The organism is Bacteroides sp. LFL-34, assembly GCF_027257075.1.
Classification (GTDB): Bacteria; Bacteroidota; Bacteroidia; order Bacteroidales; family Bacteroidaceae; genus Bacteroides; species Bacteroides ovatus.
Genome location: NZ_JAPQKZ010000014.1, coordinates 115,381 through 133,028 on the forward strand (window position 1 = coordinate 115,381; position 17,648 = coordinate 133,028).

The 17,648-nt window shown below is 49.0% G+C and carries 12 protein-coding genes; 3 read left to right on the forward strand and 9 right to left on the reverse strand.

Going from position 1 to position 17,648, the window contains the following annotated elements; translation table 11 throughout:
* Positions 1-19: 19 nt before the first annotated feature.
* From N5O98_RS10905 to N5O98_RS10945, 9 genes are all read right to left on the reverse strand, one after another.
* Positions 20-1,099, reverse strand: a complete 1,080-nt coding sequence (locus N5O98_RS10905) for an ATP-binding protein (RefSeq protein ID WP_004328517.1) — start codon at positions 1,097-1,099, stop codon at positions 20-22.
* Between the two features lie 14 nt (positions 1,100-1,113).
* A complete protein-coding gene (locus tag N5O98_RS10910) occupies positions 1,114-2,589 on the reverse strand; it encodes a DUF5691 domain-containing protein (RefSeq protein WP_004328518.1) in 1,476 nt (491 codons plus the stop codon).
* The gene (locus N5O98_RS10915) at positions 2,576-3,907 is read right to left on the reverse strand and encodes an SWIM zinc finger family protein (protein ID WP_004328519.1); all 1,332 of its coding nucleotides are present in this window, start codon (positions 3,905-3,907) and stop codon (positions 2,576-2,578) included. Before N5O98_RS10915 ends, N5O98_RS10910 begins: the two co-directional genes overlap by 14 nt.
* A gap of 29 nt (positions 3,908-3,936) precedes the next feature.
* Positions 3,937-4,812 (reverse strand): DUF4261 domain-containing protein, encoded by an 876-nt coding sequence (locus N5O98_RS10920; protein WP_009316579.1) that lies wholly within the window; start codon positions 4,810-4,812, stop codon positions 3,937-3,939.
* A gap of 31 nt (positions 4,813-4,843) precedes the next feature.
* The gene (locus N5O98_RS10925; RefSeq protein WP_117515205.1) at positions 4,844-10,459 is read right to left on the reverse strand and encodes a DUF4253 domain-containing protein; all 5,616 of its coding nucleotides are present in this window, start codon (positions 10,457-10,459) and stop codon (positions 4,844-4,846) included.
* Between the two features lie 270 nt (positions 10,460-10,729).
* On the reverse strand, positions 10,730-11,323 hold the full coding sequence (locus N5O98_RS10930; RefSeq protein WP_009316581.1) for a DUF2625 family protein: 594 nt from the start codon (positions 11,321-11,323) through the stop codon (positions 10,730-10,732).
* Positions 11,324-11,458: 135 nt separating this feature from the next.
* On the reverse strand, positions 11,459-12,286 hold the full coding sequence (locus N5O98_RS10935) for a hypothetical protein (protein WP_009316582.1): 828 nt from the start codon (positions 12,284-12,286) through the stop codon (positions 11,459-11,461).
* Complete coding sequence (locus tag N5O98_RS10940; RefSeq protein WP_018665640.1) at positions 12,283-12,726, reverse strand: hypothetical protein; 444 nt, start codon at positions 12,724-12,726, stop codon at positions 12,283-12,285. Before N5O98_RS10940 ends, N5O98_RS10935 begins: the two co-directional genes overlap by 4 nt.
* Before the next feature lie 92 nt (positions 12,727-12,818).
* Positions 12,819-13,799: an IS982 family transposase gene (locus tag N5O98_RS10945; protein ID WP_034522583.1), complete on the reverse strand. Its 981-nt coding sequence runs from the start codon at positions 13,797-13,799 to the stop codon at positions 12,819-12,821.
* A gap of 59 nt (positions 13,800-13,858) precedes the next feature.
* Here N5O98_RS10945 and N5O98_RS10950 point away from each other — a divergent pair, with 59 nt between their 5' ends.
* The 3 genes from N5O98_RS10950 to N5O98_RS10960 are packed head-to-tail and all read left to right on the forward strand — an operon-like array spanning position 13,859 to position 17,538.
* Positions 13,859-14,407: a hypothetical protein gene (locus N5O98_RS10950; RefSeq protein ID WP_009017583.1), complete on the forward strand. Its 549-nt coding sequence runs from the start codon at positions 13,859-13,861 to the stop codon at positions 14,405-14,407.
* 1 nt (position 14,408) lies between these two features.
* Complete coding sequence (locus N5O98_RS10955) at positions 14,409-15,428, forward strand: BMP family ABC transporter substrate-binding protein (RefSeq protein WP_005832166.1); 1,020 nt, start codon at positions 14,409-14,411, stop codon at positions 15,426-15,428.
* Positions 15,409-17,538, forward strand: coding sequence for a C13 family peptidase (locus tag N5O98_RS10960; protein WP_117719811.1), 2,130 nt, complete (start codon positions 15,409-15,411; stop codon positions 17,536-17,538). Before N5O98_RS10955 ends, N5O98_RS10960 begins: the two co-directional genes overlap by 20 nt.
* The last annotated feature ends 110 nt before the right edge of the window (positions 17,539-17,648 follow it).

Sequence of the window (17,648 nt, forward strand, 5' to 3'; positions counted from 1 at the left end):
CTCATGCAAAATACGTCAATCAAATCATATCTCTTGAAGCCCTGTAGATGTCTTTCCAGCCCTCACGGTTCTTGACCACTGTCTCCATGTATTCCTGCCATACCACTTTGTCCTGTACAGGGTCTTTCACCACGGCACCGAGGATGCCTGAAACGAGGTCCTCCGCATGGATCTGGCCGTCACCGAAATAGCCGGCCATGGCAAGGCCGTTGTTCACCACGGATATGGCTTCTGCCGTACTCAGTGTGCCGCTCGGGCTCTTGAGCTTCGTCTTGCCGTCGCCGGTGGCTCCCTGACGCAGCTCACGGAAAATGGTGACGACACGACGGATTTCATCAAGGGCAGGTTTCTCTGCCGGCAGCTGCATCACTTTCTCGAAGCTCTCCACGCGGCGGCGGACAATGTCAACTTCTTCCTCAAGCGTGTCGGGCAACGGGAGGATGACCGTGTTGAAACGGCGTTTCAGTGCGCTTGAAAGGTCATTCACACCTTTATCCCTATTGTTGGCCGTGGCTATGATGTTGAATCCGCGGATGGCCTGCACCTCCTTGTTCAGCTCGGGGATGGGCAGGGTCTTCTCCGAAAGGATGGTGATGAGCGTATCCTGCACGTCAGAACCGATACGGGTAAGCTCCTCAATGCGGCCGATCTTGCCTTCCTGCATCGCCTTCATCACCGGGGTCTGTACCAGGGCACCCTCACTCGGCCCCTCGGCGAGAAGACGGGCATAGTTCCAGCCATAGCGGATGGCCTCTTCTCCCGTTCCGGCGGTACCCTGTACTATCAGCGTCGAATCGCCTGATATGGCTGCCGCCATGTGCTCGCTGACCCAGCTCTTGGCCGTACCGGGAAGACCGTACAGAAGCAGCGCCCGGTCGGTGACAAGGGTGGCCACGGCAATCTCCATCAGGCGGCGGTTGCCTATGTATTTCGGTGAAACCTCAAAACCGTTCTTCAGTATCCCTCCCATGAGGTAGGTGACCACGGATTGGGGTGACATCTCCCAGTTTTCGGGAATCGGGTTGGTCTCGTTCTTTTTCAGTTCATGAAGTTCCTCTGCAAACTGTTGCTCGGCATGTTGTCTCAGTAAAGTGCTCATATGAATATCAATATTTATTTTTCATTTAACAAAGTGTCTATTTCAGATTTAAGATCCATGAATTCCAGCATCTTCGAGCAGAACTCGTTCATGGACGGCGAAGCCTCCGCCGAAGAGGCGGCCTTGGCCTTGATCAGGTTCCTTAGATGTGACGGGATATGCATGGCAAGCCGTTCCGCCATGTCTGCGGCATAGTACAGGTAATCCTTTTTCAGAATCCAAGACATGACGCTGGAAGAGAATTTCGGGCCCCATGCCTCGTAGTCGTTGCCGTACCATGAGTCGGGTATGAATCCGAAATCCCGGACCGTTTCCGGCCAGCTGATTTCCTCCCGCTGGGAGGGAGTGAGCATCGCCACGAGTTCCGGCTTGCGCAGATAGGAAGGGTCTTCCTTCAGGGTGTGGAAAGCCCACAGCCCGTCCGAGAAGTTGAGTATCGGGTCCTCCAGCTCCAGGAACTTCCTGAAAGGGGGATGCTTGGCGAATTTTCTCGCGGCCTCTTCCTTACCGCAGCCATATACCTCGCACCAGAAACTCAAAGGCACCCGTTCGGCGAGCTGCCTCAGGATGAATTCGGAATCGCCCTCTTTCTTGTTGGAGCTTACCTCGGACAGCCCCATGGCCTTCATCTCCGGGGTGTATCCGATCTCGTCGTATGACCATCCGGTAAGCATGTTGTGTCTGATATGTCCACGCAGGAGTTCGCAGCAGCGCATCACCATGGCTGAATCGGGAATCATGCACAGAAGTTTCCGTGCCGTTTCCTTGACAATGGAGCTGCGGTCCGACTCCAGCACTTCCTGTATGAAGAGCTCGTCGGCCTTGCTGATGTTTATCCGGAGACATTCAAGCAGCTCGTTGCGCTGGTTGGCCGGTTCGCTCTTCCAGTCTTTCCGCAGCAGTTCAAGGGCTGCGGCAGAATCCTGCTGCCTGAATCTGGCAAGCATCTCCTTACGCTCGCCGTGGGTGGCCGTATCCCAAGAATCGGTGATCCCGCATTCCTCTCCGACAAGGCCCATCTGCCTGATCAGCCATAAGCCTCTGTTCCCGACGAGATTTTTCAGCAGCCTGCGTTCTTCAAACCGCAACGGATTGTTGCGGTCATAGGCACGCCGGATAAGCGGCTGGAGGTATTCGGGCGAAATGATTTTTCCCGACCCCTGCGCCAGACGGTAGGCGTAGGCTAGCATATAGCGTGTACCGTGGAGTCTGGAAAAGAGTTGACTCCGGTCCTTGTCGAAATACGGCAGTTCCTCTTCCGGGGCTGTTTTCACGGGGACAATGCCTTCCGCTCCGGCCGGTTCCCATCCGGCACGCCTGTAGGCGAAGGCGGATGCGGCTGTCATGTACAGGAACGATTCCGTGTCTTCGGCTTTCCCGTGGATCCCGTCAACCAGAGTCTGAAGGGACTCGGGAAAGGCTCCGGGAACGAATTCACGGTTGGCTGTTCCAAGCAGTGCAGCCTGTATGATAGGTTCAGTTACGTTCATCTCTCCAAGTATGATATTCTTTGTTGTACCAAATGGATTTCAGTTCCCATATATCCCCGTTTACAATGACCAGCGAGGCGAACGGATTGCCGCCGGTAATGGCGAGGATGTCGATGAAGGTTTCCTCGGGCATCGCCACACGGACGGCATTGCCCGCGTTGTCCAGCAGCGTGTAGTCTTTCCCGTTACGGGCAACCCTCACGTCATCCACAAGCAGGGGGACGTCCTCGAAAAACGGATTCGTCAGCATGGCCGTGCGGTACACCGCGGCAGCCTGCTTCAGGTTAGGGCTGCACGCCGGCACAAAGTTTTCTTCCGCGAGTACGGACTCCCGGAACAATGCACGCCGGCATGTACCCGTGCCGTTGTAAAAGCATAGCGCCCCTTTATAGGCACTGCCCGGAATCCAGTTCTCGGTGGAAAAGGTACCGGCAACGGCAAAACTCAGGTATCTGGCGAAAAGTCTGCTTTCCTTTCCGTAAAACCAGTAGATGTCGGTATTGATATCGTTGACTTTACGGGACTGCTTGTGAAGCACGAGCCAGCTGTCCGCCACCGGCTCTCCGGCAAGGACGTTGTCCTTGGACTGGGGATATCCGATCTGCGTGCGTATCTCGTCCTTCCATTCTTCGGGAAGGCCGTCCATGTTTCTGTAGCTCTGCATGAGCAGGTACAGCCTGCCCATGCTTTCCGTCAGGTCGGATTTCCAGCTTTCCGAGTCGAAGTCTATAGCCTCCATGGCTCTCAGTCTCCCCGCAAGTCCCGGTGCCTGGGCATCCACCATCCTCCGGGCCATGTTGTCAAACAGGGTATAGGCACGTTCCGGAACATTCAGGAATCCGTTGCGCACCAGGTCCTTCATCCATACCTCAAGGTCGGATATGCCTCCCAGTACCTTCTGGTGCCGCTTCTCCTGCCTCTTGGCCTGAGCCGCTTCATCCACAGGGGTTTCGCTTTTGGCTTTCTGCTCCTTCTTTTCGGCCTTCTCCGTTCTTTTGGCAAGCCACGCCGTCACCCATTCCGGCTCTTCCGCCTGCGTGAACTGGTCAGGCTGGCGGGCGTACAGCAACAGCAGGCCAAGCCCATGCTTGCACGGGAATTTGCGGCTCGGGCAGGAACACTTGAACGCAATGTCATTCAAGTCTATCACCGTCTGGTAGGGATTCTTTCCGCTTCCCTGGCAATGACCCCAGACGGCACGTCCGCTGCATTCCTTCAGTACCCATTTGCTCAAGGTCGCAAGTCCTTTGCCAGCCTTTACAGATGAGTCGTCGGGAGCGAGCTGCAATATCTGTTCTTCTGTCAAGTTCAATGGCATACGCAACAAGTTAATTGGTCATTGGTAAATCATTCCCTGTTCCCGGCTGCATATTCTCCCGTGTTGATGTCAAGTACGGGACGCTTGGGCTGTATCAGCGCGTCTTCGTATTGGCATTTCCACTGGATGCTGCGGTCCATATCACCGTCTTTGATTCCATCGATGGTTTCTCCCGAATCTATTTCGTTGCCGCTTGTAAGCAGATAGGAAGCCACGTTGTAGGCATGGTTCACTATCCAGTTCGGATCAAGTCCGCGGAAGTGGTACTGCAGGTCAGGCAGGAACAGCGTGTTCATCCCGAGTGTATCGACCAGCATGTCGTCGGAACCCTGAATCGTGAAGAAACGGACGTTTACGGCATAGCGGATGAACCGGTCAGGACCTTCTATCTGATTGCCGCGGATTTCCTCCGCCTCGAACAGTTTCCCGCTGCCGCTGAAGAAGAACGCTTCGCAGGACGGGAACAGTTCGGCGAGCGCTTCAAGGTAGTCCATTTCCAGATTGGCACGTTCCAGAGAAGACAGGCCGCGGGCAAGGAAGTCCGTAGCGAGCATACTGTACCGGCATTCCTCAAGGATACGGTCACGGCTTTCCTGGCAGTCCCACATCTGGCTCCGGGTGAAGTCGTCCACGGTCTTTCCGTCAAAGTCCATGCACGAAGTCATCAGGAACTGCACGGGCGCTTTCCCGTCCTCAAACTCCACCATGTGGTCCAGGGCGGTGATGAAGACAGACTTGTCATCACCTTCGCGGCATTCTACATTGCCGAAATGCTTCCGGCATACATCAGCCACCCTCTGCGTATCCGGCAATTCAACCGGTTCCTTGAACAGAAGGTTTATAAGTAAAGGTCCTCCGGGCTGCAGTTCCTTTGTATTTAGGTCTTGTTGAAATACTTGATTCATATTGAAATGCTTTTGAATGTGAAAGAATCGGTTAATCCCACCAGAAATACCATATTCTGGATTGACGCAACGTGTCGGCAAGACTGCCTATGCCGTCACAGCTCTGGTCCATATCCGGACAGAAAGCATATTGCTGTATTGCGGCTTCCATTGCTCTGTCTTCCGGAACGGGAGCTGGAAGTTCATACTCCAGCTGGTCGCTGGTAAAGGTTCCCGGAACAGCACCGTATTCCTCGTACCAATACTTTGAGATGGCCATCAGTTCGGGGTTTGCAGGACAGTCGTTCCAGTTGCCGAATGGCAGGTACGCGAATATTTTCCACGGCTCCGTGACCGGAATACGGGCAAGGATCAGCGGATGCGTCATGTTCGTATCGGTATTCCAGTAGCTCGAATAACGGTTGTTGTCGAATCCGCCTTCAGGCTCTTCATCAATATCATCGTTGTCCTGCCCGGTCAGCTTGTCAAGGATGGATTTCCCGTCCATGACAGGAGCCTCAAGCAGCCTTCTGCGGAATTCATTGACTTTTTCCCGGTTGAATGTGTAATCATCCGAGCTTTCGCTGTCAGGATCCGAGTTCCCGATTATGTTTTCCCACAAACCTTCATCGACATTGACCAGAACGGGGATGAAGCCTTCCCGCACGCCGAGCCGTTGGGCATAGGTATAGGCTGACATGATAGGGTCATCGTCACTCATGGATGGGAAATAGGTGCATTCACAATCAAGATAATCCATGAAGGCACGGGCCAGTTCGTCTGGCTCAACGGTATCTTTGTCTATATGCAGCCCCTGCCAGTTGGCGAAGCGTCTGTCTATGCGTTGTGACATTGCCTGGTAATAATCCTCGTCATACGGGACAAACAGGTATGCTTCCTCTTTGAACTCATCGGAATGATACCTTTCCGGACCGAAATAATCCAGGGCGTGGTTGTCAATGTCTCCGGGATAAAATGGAGTTTCGTTGGCGCCATAGTAACTGCCATAATAGTAGTCGGCAAATGCACGGCCCTGTTTATTGAACAGGAATCTTGTAAGCTGCCCGTTCAGGTTGTCCTTTATGAACACCCTCAGGTCATCATCGGCCGAGCCGCTTTTGATCCGGGACACAAGGTCTCCGAACTGTTCAAGAAAATCATCCCTCATAAGGTCATTTACCATGCACCAGCGTAGATATATTGCCAGATGATTGTAGGCCGTAATTGTATCTAACGGCAGATCCTTCTCTTTGAACTTCTCCAGATGGCCTTCCGCATCGTCCATCACTTCATCCGTGTCATCCGGGAAATCGGGACCGCCATCGGCATCGTCTTCGCTGCCGTATGAGATTTTCAGAGTCACTTTGTCCGGAAGGGCAACACCCTGTCCACGTGTTATCCTATGTTTATCGACAGCAGAGAAGCCTATGGTTTCTCCGTCGTTGAGAACTGCATCGTATTCCAGAACATATCCTGCCATGCTGGCCAGGAAGTCTCTCACCTTTGACGGGTCGGCATCCACGTCAAGGACCTCCATTTCGTCCTTGCCGAAACACTCCATTCCATAGGTGTAGCCGCTGATTCCCTTTTCGGTACGGTAAAGCCCGAACCATATCCAGTTGTATATAGGCAGCGAATCCTCCTTCATCATTCCGGAAAAGCCTTCATAGAAACGGGGCTGGAAAACGACACCGCTGGTATAGATACCGGTTATATTCTTCTGGTGGCAGCAGACAGACAACAGCTTCACGTACAGTTTACCTCTTTCGATCAGGGACTCCTCTTTGCCGATAACGGCAACCATGATGTGAGCCTTATGCTCTTTGGCTGTTTTTTCGGCCTCCGACCACATGTAATTGTTCTTCGCGCATTCTTCGGCTTCGCCATTAGGTACGGGGGCAGGCATCAGGCTTACCGCCGCCATCATGTCACCCACGTCGAAGACCAGTGACTCGGGGTTCCGTTCCTCGTCAGATTTCTCTTCAGCGGTGATGTCCCACTGTTCTTTCAGATCTCTGATGTATTTTTCCTTGTCCCAGCTGTTGTCGGAGAGCAAGGCGAATCCCACGAATGTGCCGGCCTTTTTCTCACGTTCCTCGGCCTGCTTTGCCTGTTCCATCCAGTAGGAACGCACCATCTCGACAAGGGCCGTAGCATCCTTGACAGCCGTCTTTTCGTCATAGGGTTCCATCTCACTGAAGGTATGGCCGCAGTCTGACAAGCTGTCTCCTTCGTATCCACCATTCACGCCCAGCAGCCATTCACTGTCCTTGGTATCCTTGTATTTGAAAATGTAGTAGGTCATATCGTGCAGTACGAATGTTCCCGTACACTCGATCTCCGCTGGCTTATGTCCCAACTCCTGCGAGTGCGAGAGCCAGGCTATCATTGCAGCCAGAGCTGCTTCTTTCTGTCTGTTGTCCATATTCTTATCCCTTAGTTCGATATTTTCAGTCTCTCTTGTTTCAATATGCGTGTTGCTTGTGGCGCATGGCTCCACTGTATCGGATTCCTTCACGTTTGAACTGTTCTCCCGCTTCGAAATCTCCTCCATACACTCTTCGATGACTTCCTTGGCACTGCTGTCCTCCGGATCAAGTTCCGCCCAGCGTTTGGCATATTCTATCGCTTTTTCTTCTTGTCTCATAAGATATTGGTATGCGTATGCCATACGCATGTTCCAGTTCGCATTTTTCTCACCTTCGTCACGCACGGTCTCCATAAGTCTTATTGCCTTTAGTAGAACTCTGTCTCCTTTCCAGCGTTCTGTTCCTTCATCATTGTCACCGATAATGGCATAATTCTCATATGCACTTACAAGCAACATTTTTATCCTGTAGTCTTGTTGCTCTTCAGGTATTGCCTCCAAAGCCCTGATAGACTTCGTGTATTCGTCCTTCTCATTCCACTCTTCTATCTGACTGAAGAATGTATCATCTCCCGGACTGTACGAAATGCCATCAGGACTTTCTCCTTTCCATGGTTCGCTGTCTGAAAGTCTACATAACTGACCCTGCCTACAGAATTCGGAAAGGTAGAAAGAATACTCAGGATACTCATCAAGCAAAGGAAGCAAAGTTGAGATAAATACTTGCTGGTTATAGACAAACAGGTCGATATAGCTGTATTCCGTTCCGGTTGCACCCCCTGTTATCACACCGAGATTGCCCGGTTCAAGAATCTCTTCTGTTATCCTGTCTTCAAGATCATGACGGAAGTTCAATATATTATCTTCGCCAGCACCATTCTGGAAGACTATGTAAAGAGCTTGTGCACCGAAACCGTTGGCATGGTCAAATATCTCGGTTGAACCATGATAATAGTCAGCTACGATGGAGCTCAGACAGGTAGATCCTACTATCACATCGAAGCGCAGTTCATCACTTTCCTTCGGGGTCAGTTGATATCCCGTATAAACGTCCTTCGGATTCTCGAAGAATTCATGGCCGTGGGATTTCACGGTTTCCTCTATGTGCTGTCTCAACCCGGACAAGGCAATCATGCCTTCCTCAATGCCTGACGCTCTTTCTATACCATTGACATATTTGAATGAGACACCTTCTCCCAGTACAAGTTCCAAAATGACATGAAAGTTTCCGTCACTATTTTCTTCCGGTAAGGCACAAAGATTTTTGTCGTAATACCTGATGTTGAAGTTTTCTCTTTTTTCGTCATAGGATGCTTTTACCATGATCTTGCCCATATCGACATCGGTATCGTGTACACGGTATGCGAAAGACCCGACCTTGCCCGGGTTGAAGGGGAAGAACTTCCATTTGCCTTTCAGACACTCCGGCATACAGGATATGATGTAAGGATAGATGATGAAGAGATCCGGCCATCCTTCGACCGAGAACGTGAACTCATGGTCACCTCCGATATTGAAGTGCATGTCTTCCGATATCAGATTGGTTCCTTTACTGATAAACTCCATGAAGGCATCAGCTTCCTCCATGGATTTCGGATTCATCATGCCAGACAGCTTTTCTTCGTTTTCTACAAACCAGTTCCAGAATTCTTTCACTCGTCTGGTTAACGGCAAGTGCATATTGCACTGACGGATGATACTCAGGGTGTATTCATCTTCCGGATTAAGTTCCCTTGCCTTGCTGAAATAATCCAGGGCCTCCCGATAATTGTTCAGAAAATACTGGGCATATCCCATTCTGAAATTCCACCGTTCATCTTCAGCGCCTTCCTCCCTGACGGATTCGAGCAGTTCCGCGGCTTTGGCATATTCCTCAATATTGTTGTACGCCCTTGCAAGAAAGCCGGTCGTTTCAAAATCCCGTTCGGCTTCCGGAATCTGTTCCAGTGCATCGATGATTTCCTGATGCTTTTCGGCCTTGTGCCATTCGTCTATCTGCTCCATCAATTCGTCATTCATGTTCTCTCCGGTATATATGATTTGCTTTTTTTCCGGTTCTATAGGCTGGTCTGCAACCAAAGTCGGGAGGAATTCACTTGAAAGTTTTTTCAGGTCCTCTAACCGGGAGGCACACAACGTGAAGAGGGTGTACTGGTTGGGACACAGTGCATGACAGCTGTAAACGGGATAAGGTTCTTCATCCTCTGAATCTTGGTCGATACCCATGTCATAGAGGCGGTATTTTCCGCCGTCAAATTCCCTTTCTTCAATCATTTCCTCTTCCACATCAAGGAAATCCGGCTCACCATCGGTAGAGTATCCGGTGCATCTAACCGTGTGCCAGTTGTCTGCAGCCGCATCATAATAGACGAGGGTGCCTTCATCCGTATCTTCGAGATAGCTGCCCGGTAGGCTGAACCTGATCTTCCCGACCTTATGGTTGACAATTCCGCGCCGGTAGCCGATGGCAAATTCCGTTTCGTAGGGCGGTATCCCGTCAGTCGGGACAGGAACACAACCATGGAGTCTGCAAAGTTCCTCGTATTCCTTTTTGGGGAAAGGAAGAGACGGGTCAAGTGATGCTGTCGTTTCCAGCTCGCTTATGATGTACCCGTTGATACGGGCATCTTCTTCACTTCTTTCTGACGGCATGAAATAGCAGTCCTCCCACATGGCATTCAGGGCCATGCCTCTATGAAAACGTGCATCACGTTCCGAATTGTTCCAGATGAAGAAATCATCGGCAAAAGATTCGATTCCTTCTTCCCGGATACGCCTAACGACCTCTGAAAGACAGAAAGAACCCAAAGGTGAAATGACAATGCCGTTGTCTGATTGAGGGTAATATTTATTGATATCCCAACAGAATAACAAAGACGTGCTGCCTTTGTCCTTCTGCTCCTGGATGATTTCAAACAGTTTGGCCAGCCACTTGTGAAAATGTTTCTTCTTCATGGCCTCAAAGTCCCTTTCCGTGTAATAGTCCGTCTCGTCTTCAACCTCAAACCGGGTACGGGTCGCCTGTTGAAGTCTGTCGATGAACTCTATTGCTGCCTTGTGGAAGCCGGGACCAAGCATGTTGGTCTGGCAGTCTCCGTTTACGGAAATGACGTTGTCTGTATTTCCTTCTCCCTCATGTTGATAATTTAGGAACAAGTCGCCCAGCCTGCAAAAACTTACCGTCGAAGATGATTCATCGTGCTCTGCATTATAACCGGACTCAACAGCCTGACTTTCTACAGTCTGTTGAAACTTTTCAATATCCTTGATTTTAGTGTGAATGGTGAATCCAAGTCCCATAATTTCATTATTTTGTTTATAAATGCAAGATACCGATTTTATTCCAACTGGTCACATTTAATTTGTTAATAATAACAGAAATTTGGCACTATTGTAATACAATACGCCTTCCACATGGAAATCCATGCTTTTAATCATAGTTTAGCAACATTTTGTCAGTTCACTACATTGGGGTACAAGTTCTTCCGTAACACAAAAAATCCCCCTCCCATGAAAATCATGAGGAATTTAAGCGCATTTGCAGCTTTGTGTCAGAGGATAGCAATGAATTCACTCATTCTTGTCATTCTGGCCCAGAAAGGCAAACTGAAGTCTCAGGATTTCATCCATCGGAACGACTTTTCGGACTCTGCTCTCCAGACTTTCCGCCTCAGCCCAAAGGAAAGGATAAAAAGCTACGCCCTCACTGCTCTTCAGTTTCGAAGCATCGTTCTGCCAGCCGTCCCATCTGTAATCGGTATAGAACTTATCCGTATCGCCATGCAGACACCAATAGACGAATTGTCCAAATTTTATCTCCATATCTTCCATCTCCAGACAGTCGGGGGCAAAATAGCCGATATTGCCGTCGTCAAGACAGATGAACAATCCTCCCAGTATGTCTTCGCCGATCACTATCTCGTTGAACGGGAACAGACTGTTTCTAGTGACAAAGTTTAGTTCTCCCGAACCGTACAGCCTTATCCAGTTGTCAATGACTATACCACCTGTGTTTTCAAGGATTGCAGCCATCAGGCTACCGCTCTTGATCCGGTACTTCTCTTTCATTGCCTGCCTTGCTGCTTCATCCAGAGGCAGCACATTTATCGTTTTTGACGAACTTTTTATTTCATCAAGTATTCTCTGAAACATTTCATCGTTCATAGTCTTTATTTTTTTTCTGCTTAAAATTCTACTTTTCATCATACTCATTCAAAATAAATTGCACATTTATCTTGAACGTTATACCCATAGCATTTGCCGGAGGCCGTTATTACTTTTTTCATGTTTCTGTAAATCTTAAAACTCCATATCCTCCGTCCATTCCAAAGAGTCCACCGGACAAAGCTCTACTTTCTTCATTTCGTACCAAACGGTCAGCAATATCCTAATGCTGTCAGGCGTATATCCCTTAACCCATGTACATTCTACAAATTTTCGTCTGCCGTCTCTGATTTCCTCGAATGTGGCATGGCTCAGCAACCCTACACGGAACTCTCCAGCCATGTCCTCCTTTCTTACTTGCATGGCATAGACTGGTTTCCCGTAGCGTGTCGTGCGCCCGTCTTGGTCGATCAGACGCTGCAAGACTTCATTGGGCGTTTCCTGACGGGCTACTATGGCAAAACGTAGTGAAAGGTAATCCCTCCACCTTTGCGGTACTTCAGTCCGCTCATTCTCCGGCGGCATTGTCTTGTCCGAAAAAGTGGGAAACACAATATTCGCCGCCACCACCATAGCCACGATAACTGCCCAATAGACTGCTATTGCTCGTTTCCAGTAACGGGGACGTTCACGGAGTTCCTGCCGGACTTCCTTGCATATCTTCTTGTCGTCAAAAAATCCCAGAGGGATGGCTGACAGCAGCACCGCCAGACTCGCCAGACCGTAGAAAACAACCTTTTGTGGCACGTTTACCAGATGTACATACCCGTCTTGTCCCCTTGCCGCCAGAAATGTGCCGGCCAACAGGACGAATTCCGGGAGGATGCTCAGGAAGTATATTCCGGCAGCAAATGCCTTTCGCTTCCTTTTATTGTTCCATTCCGTGAAATGCGCGTAGGAAATTTTATGCAGCATCACCAACAGGCGGAAAAAACGGCTGAATATGTTTCTTCTATTTGTCATTTGAGTATTTCAGTTATCCATTTCAGAGCAGTTCCTAATAAAACCATTGCGGGAATAAGAAGCAAATAGAGAGGGAAAAAGAACAGGTTGCGCCGGAAGGGACTGAACTTGCGTCCCGCATAATGCTGCATGACCGCTTTCCGCCGGGAAGGCGGGTATATTTTGCCGAACAGACGGTCTGTCATGAAGACAGAAACGGAGAACACGATTAGAAGAACGGCTCCAAACACCTCGAATGCCAAGTCATCCAGAAAATGACCGCCTATGGTCAGAACCGGCATGAATATAAAAAACGTGATACAGGCCCACAGCATATCACTCCCACGGGGTTGTTTGAAACTGACCTTGTGATAATGCTCCCATGTTATTTCTCCCAACCAAAACAGATAGTCGAAGAAATAATAATGTCGTTCTTGCTCTTTATATTCCTGTTTCTTCATTCTAAACATAATGTTCGGCAGCCAATCGCTGTTTATGGCAATCTTTTCATTTCGCTCAATTACAAATATATATCATAAACCCGTTGGCGGAATTAATTTAGTGCATACTTAATTCTGCCAATGGGCTTGTTGTTGATGAAGTTTACGTATTGCAGAATGGTAAGTGCACTAATTTTGCCGATGATTCTGGCAAACAAACCATTCGTTATTTTCGCATAGTTTCTGATGGCCAAGAACTGGTCTGTAAGTTGTGAGAATATTGTCTCAATCCTCTTTCTTGCCTTTGCAAACGGAATGAATGTCGGCTTCCAGTCCTTCTGGTTGAGCCGATACGGACACTCCAGTCTTATGTGTGCGGTTTCGAACAAGTCAAGCTGTACATCAGCTCCAATATACCCTTTGTCGCCATAGATGCTACAGTCGTGATAAGCATGTTTCACATCCTTCATATAATGGAGATCAGCCGCACTTGCCTTTGAGAGATCATAGGAATGGATAACTCCACATAACCAACAGAGAGCGTGTAACTTATAACCAAAATAATACGTGTTCTGCGAAGCGCAGAAACCGAAGTCTGGAGCTTGCGAGAAATCACCGGTACGTCCCATCTTGCATCGTTTCCCTCTTGCAACCCTACAGACCTCTATTGGCTTGGAGTCAACAAAGAATTGTTCCTCTCCACCATCCATTTCCATGGCAACCCTTTTGCGCAGTTCCTCACACAAGCCTGCAGTTTTCTTCCTGCGGTCATTGAACTGTCTCCTTGATATGAGATTGGGAATGCAGTCCTTGTACTCTTGCAATTTATAGTCGAACAACCACTTCTCACTATCAATGCTCTCTGTCTCTGCTGTCAGGGACAGTGCCACTACTTCCAAGTCAGAAAACTTAGGAACAGGACCACGGCGTGGAACATTACCCGATTCATTGACGAGATTTTCAGAGAATTGCTTGCATATCTCAAGTATTTTGACGAATTTTGTATAAAGGTTGTACATACGATGGTTTGAACTTAATGTTTTGATTGTCGCTAAGTTACTAAAAATCAACGATATGTGCAACTTTTTACTCATCTTTATCAACTTAAATTAATTCCGCCAACGGGTAACAATCAATTAAAAAACAACTTGTTATGGTAAAGAAATTTTTAACAATCATGTTTGCTTCAGTGATGGCAATGCTCGCTTTCACTGCTTACAGCAACGACGATGAGCCACAAGGACCGTTTGGAGAAAAAATGTTGGAGAATATCGACAAGATAATAGTCGACCAAGCTGATGCCGGAAATCTCTATCAGAAAAAGGATGATGCTGCCCGGTTTATATTGGTAGCAGACTCAAAGGAGGCTGCCCATGGAGTGTGTGAGAAGTTCATTCTCGATCAGTGGGACGTAAAGCAACGCACTGTCAAACTCCCTGACAACTGCGGCAGAATCTCACTCACACCCGGTTCGGACGAAAGTATCTTTTACACCGTTTCGTTCAATGCTCTCAAGAATTTCAAAGAACCGGACATGACAGTCGTAATCGTTCCGGAGGAATACATGGACGGGGATAATCTTGCTATAGACCAATACTTCCCGGCAAGATGGACTGAAAAATGTCCCAATTGTGGTCATAAGTGGAAAACATTTGCATCCGGACCATATACATGCTCCGAATGTGGTCATAAGTTTGATTAGTATGCACAATACTTTCCGCGCTATCTTGGCAATGACAACGTTCCTGGTAACAGGAGCGTTGTCATCCTGTAATCATACCGATGAGTTGGAGCCGGAATCTCCGGCACCACAGATTGTTTTTCTCTTCTCTCCGGGGGGATTGGGTGACATGAGCTATAATGACCGTATACTTGAGGGTGTTCAGAGATTCAAGATGGAAAACGGAGATATAGACATCTATATCTACTCCCCGGAATCCCTGCAAGAGGCTGAGAAAATTTTTGCGGACTGGCTTGAACGTCCCCAAAGCAGCATACCCGTGCTTTTTGTATTGGGTAGCAGTGATTATGAGCCAATGGCGGAACTTTATCTGGCAGAACACGACTTGACACCCAACAAAAGTATTCTGCTTTTTGAAAGCCGGAAACAGTATAAGGACGAGAACATCCATACCTTCCAGATTTCGATGTTCGGGGCTTCATACCTTGCAGGAGTATGTGCAAGAAAATGTTCTGAGATGACACCTCTGGTGCTGCTTGCCAATAATACCGACAGCCCCATCAACATAGCCAAGGACGGTTTTATTGCAGGCTATGGCAGCGACTGCGATGTGGAGTATCTGGCGGATGATTGGACGGGATATGTGTCGGCTTCGCTCGCTTACCGGAAAATGAGCGATTGGGCGGTTGATTACGACTTCATCTTTCCGGTGGCAGGTGGCTCCAACGCCGGTATATACCGCTACTCCCGTGAATTTGAGGTCTCACCGTACCTTGCAGGTATGGACATCGATCAGTCAAGCCTCTCCAACCGGATTACGGGTTCGGTCATTAAGCATATTGACCAATTGATTTACAGGTATCTGACGGAATGGGTCGTCACAGGGGATATGCCGGAGAACCAACTTTACGGTCTTGAAAGCGGGTATGCCGACTGGCTGGTCGCACCCCGATACGTGAATGATTTCAGCAGCTTAGTCAATGGAATGCGCCCTCAGGCTATGATTTTTGAGAAAGAGTATTATGAAACAAGTGGTTATTAAACTTATTGCACCGCTCCTCTGCCTGATTGGTCTGTGGAGCTGTTCGGACGATGAGCCTTCCCTGTCTCCTGACAACAAGCAGTGGACAGAGAAGGTTGTTGCCGTGGTGCTTCCCATGGAGAAAGGGCTTGATGTGCATTGGAAAAGGACATTGGGAATGTTTACAACCAACTTTGAGCGTGCATTCAAGAACCACGAAGCGGGTATAAGGTTAAAGTTTGAATACTACGATGAGGCAAAGACCGATGTGCGGGAACTTGCCCGGTCGCTGGCATTCAACGACGAGGTGTATGCCGTAATCGGCGGGCTGTATTCTTCCAATGCGGCAATCCTCGCGGCGGAACTGACTATTGTGGGCAAAACATTCTTCACTCTCGCCACCGCCGAACAACTGGTTCGTGCATACGCATCGACAGGCTATCTTTGGGCGATGACCGAGACCGACATTACGCAATGTGAGGTGCTTCTCTCCAAGGTGATTAACTATGAGGGTAAAAGTGTGGCACTTTTGGTCAAGGAGAACGACGGTTACGGACAAACGTTCATTGACTGGTTCGCATTTCAAGCACGCGAACTGGGCTTGGAAAACATGGGATGCTATGCTTACACCTCTGACAATATAGCTGATGTGTCTCGCCAAGCCATGCAGTCAGGTGCAGAGTATGTGATATGTATCCCCTCTGAAATAGAAGAGATGAAGCCGATGCTTGAAGCGCATAAAGCACAAAGTCTGAACGGGCGCAGTGTACCGCGGATGTTGTTTTCGGATACCGCCTACGGTGCGGATGTACTCAAGATTCACGGTGATGCCGCCGAAGGCATAGAGGGAGTCGCATTTGGTGCCGACCCTGAGTCGGGGTTTGACGTAAGTTACAGGACCTTTTTCAATGCTACGCCTACTCTTGGAGAATCTCAGCTCTACGATGCCGCTATGCTCATCGGCTATGCCGCATGGTACCAGCAGTTCAGACCGGAGTTGTCGTTACAGAAATCATTAAGGGCCGTTGTTTCGGGTGAAGGCTTGAACATGGGCAGCTGGACAGGTGAGGATATGGGGCTTGTGGTGGATGCGCTCGCTGCCGGAAAGTCGCCCTATGTCCGTGGAGCGTCAGGACATTTAAGGTTCGATGCCAAGGTGTTTACCAATGTACTTGCCACCACTTACTATAATTTCAAGGTTTACAACGGACGGTACATCATCCTTGACTATAACACCAGCGACGGGGGGAACCGCACGGATGCGACACTTGCCGGTTGGAACTGGAAAGCCTTCCGGATGCAGGATTTCGACAATTCAGGAGAATTCAATTACCCTGCACATACCGGCAACTGGGCACTCCTTGTCGCTTCCTCCAAGGAATGGACCAATTACCGCCATCAGGCAGATGTGCTCGCTATCTATCAGCAGCTCAGACAAGCCGGATATACCGACGACCGTATCATTCTCATTGTCGAGGATGACATAGCCGATAATATATCAAATCCCAACAAGGGAGTCATACAGGTGACTATCGGGGGAAACAATGTATACGAAAATGTAGAGATTGATTATCGTATGTCATCGTTGAATACAAAAGATATACTTGCCATTCTCAGTGGCGAAAAAAGCGAAAAACTGCCCACGGTAATCGAATCTACTGAGAACGACAACCTGTTCGTTTTCTGGAGCGGACACGGTGTGCCGGGGGCCATGTGTTGGGATGAGGAAGCTTACGCCATGACAGGCGATAAACTGTCTTCTGTTTTTGAGGATATGAACCGCAAAAGGCGTTACCGTAAACTTCTCATGATGGTGGAGGCTTGTTTTTCGGGCGGTGTGATGAAGCAGTGCGAGGGCATCCCCGGGATGCTGTTCGTCACTGCGGCCAACGGCGACGAAACATCCAAGGCTGATGTCTTCAACTCAGAGATGAAAGTGTGGATGAGCAACCGTTTCACCTCCACCTTTATCGAACAAATAACCGATAACAAGGAGGTGGCTATGCGCGACCTCTATTACCGGCTGTTCATCAATACTGTCGGAAGCCATGTTATGGTGTATAATGCTGAAAACTATGGCAATCTTTATTCAGCCAATATGTCAGAATTTATAAATTCAATAGTTCGTTAAAAAATAGCCACGCCTAAGCGGCTCTGGCAGTAAATAAAATGAGTTCTTTGAAAAGTTTGTCAATAACTTGCATGTCTGGGTTAATCCCGAACACGCAAATAAATCGTTCA

Bases quoted from the DNA above. Each gene is read 5' to 3' on its own strand.
- N5O98_RS10905 (WP_004328517.1), bottom strand. From the start codon at position 1,099: ATGAGCACTTTACTGAGACAACATGCCGAGCAACAGTTTGCAGAGGAA.
- N5O98_RS10910 (WP_004328518.1), bottom strand. From the start codon at position 2,589: ATGAACGTAACTGAACCTATCATACAGGCTGCACTGCTTGGAACAGCC.
- N5O98_RS10915 (WP_004328519.1), bottom strand. From the start codon at position 3,907: ATGCCATTGAACTTGACAGAAGAACAGATATTGCAGCTCGCTCCCGAC.
- N5O98_RS10920 (WP_009316579.1), bottom strand. From the start codon at position 4,812: ATGAATCAAGTATTTCAACAAGACCTAAATACAAAGGAACTGCAGCCC.
- N5O98_RS10925 (WP_117515205.1), bottom strand. From the start codon at position 10,459: ATGGGACTTGGATTCACCATTCACACTAAAATCAAGGATATTGAAAAG.
- N5O98_RS10930 (WP_009316581.1), bottom strand. From the start codon at position 11,323: ATGAACGATGAAATGTTTCAGAGAATACTTGATGAAATAAAAAGTTCG.
- N5O98_RS10935 (WP_009316582.1), bottom strand. From the start codon at position 12,286: ATGACAAATAGAAGAAACATATTCAGCCGTTTTTTCCGCCTGTTGGTG.
- N5O98_RS10940 (WP_018665640.1), bottom strand. From the start codon at position 12,726: ATGAAGAAACAGGAATATAAAGAGCAAGAACGACATTATTATTTCTTC.
- N5O98_RS10945 (WP_034522583.1), bottom strand. From the start codon at position 13,799: ATGAGTAAAAAGTTGCACATATCGTTGATTTTTAGTAACTTAGCGACA.
- N5O98_RS10950 (WP_009017583.1), top strand. From the start codon at position 13,859: ATGGTAAAGAAATTTTTAACAATCATGTTTGCTTCAGTGATGGCAATG.
- N5O98_RS10955 (WP_005832166.1), top strand. From the start codon at position 14,409: ATGCACAATACTTTCCGCGCTATCTTGGCAATGACAACGTTCCTGGTA.
- N5O98_RS10960 (WP_117719811.1), top strand. From the start codon at position 15,409: ATGAAACAAGTGGTTATTAAACTTATTGCACCGCTCCTCTGCCTGATT.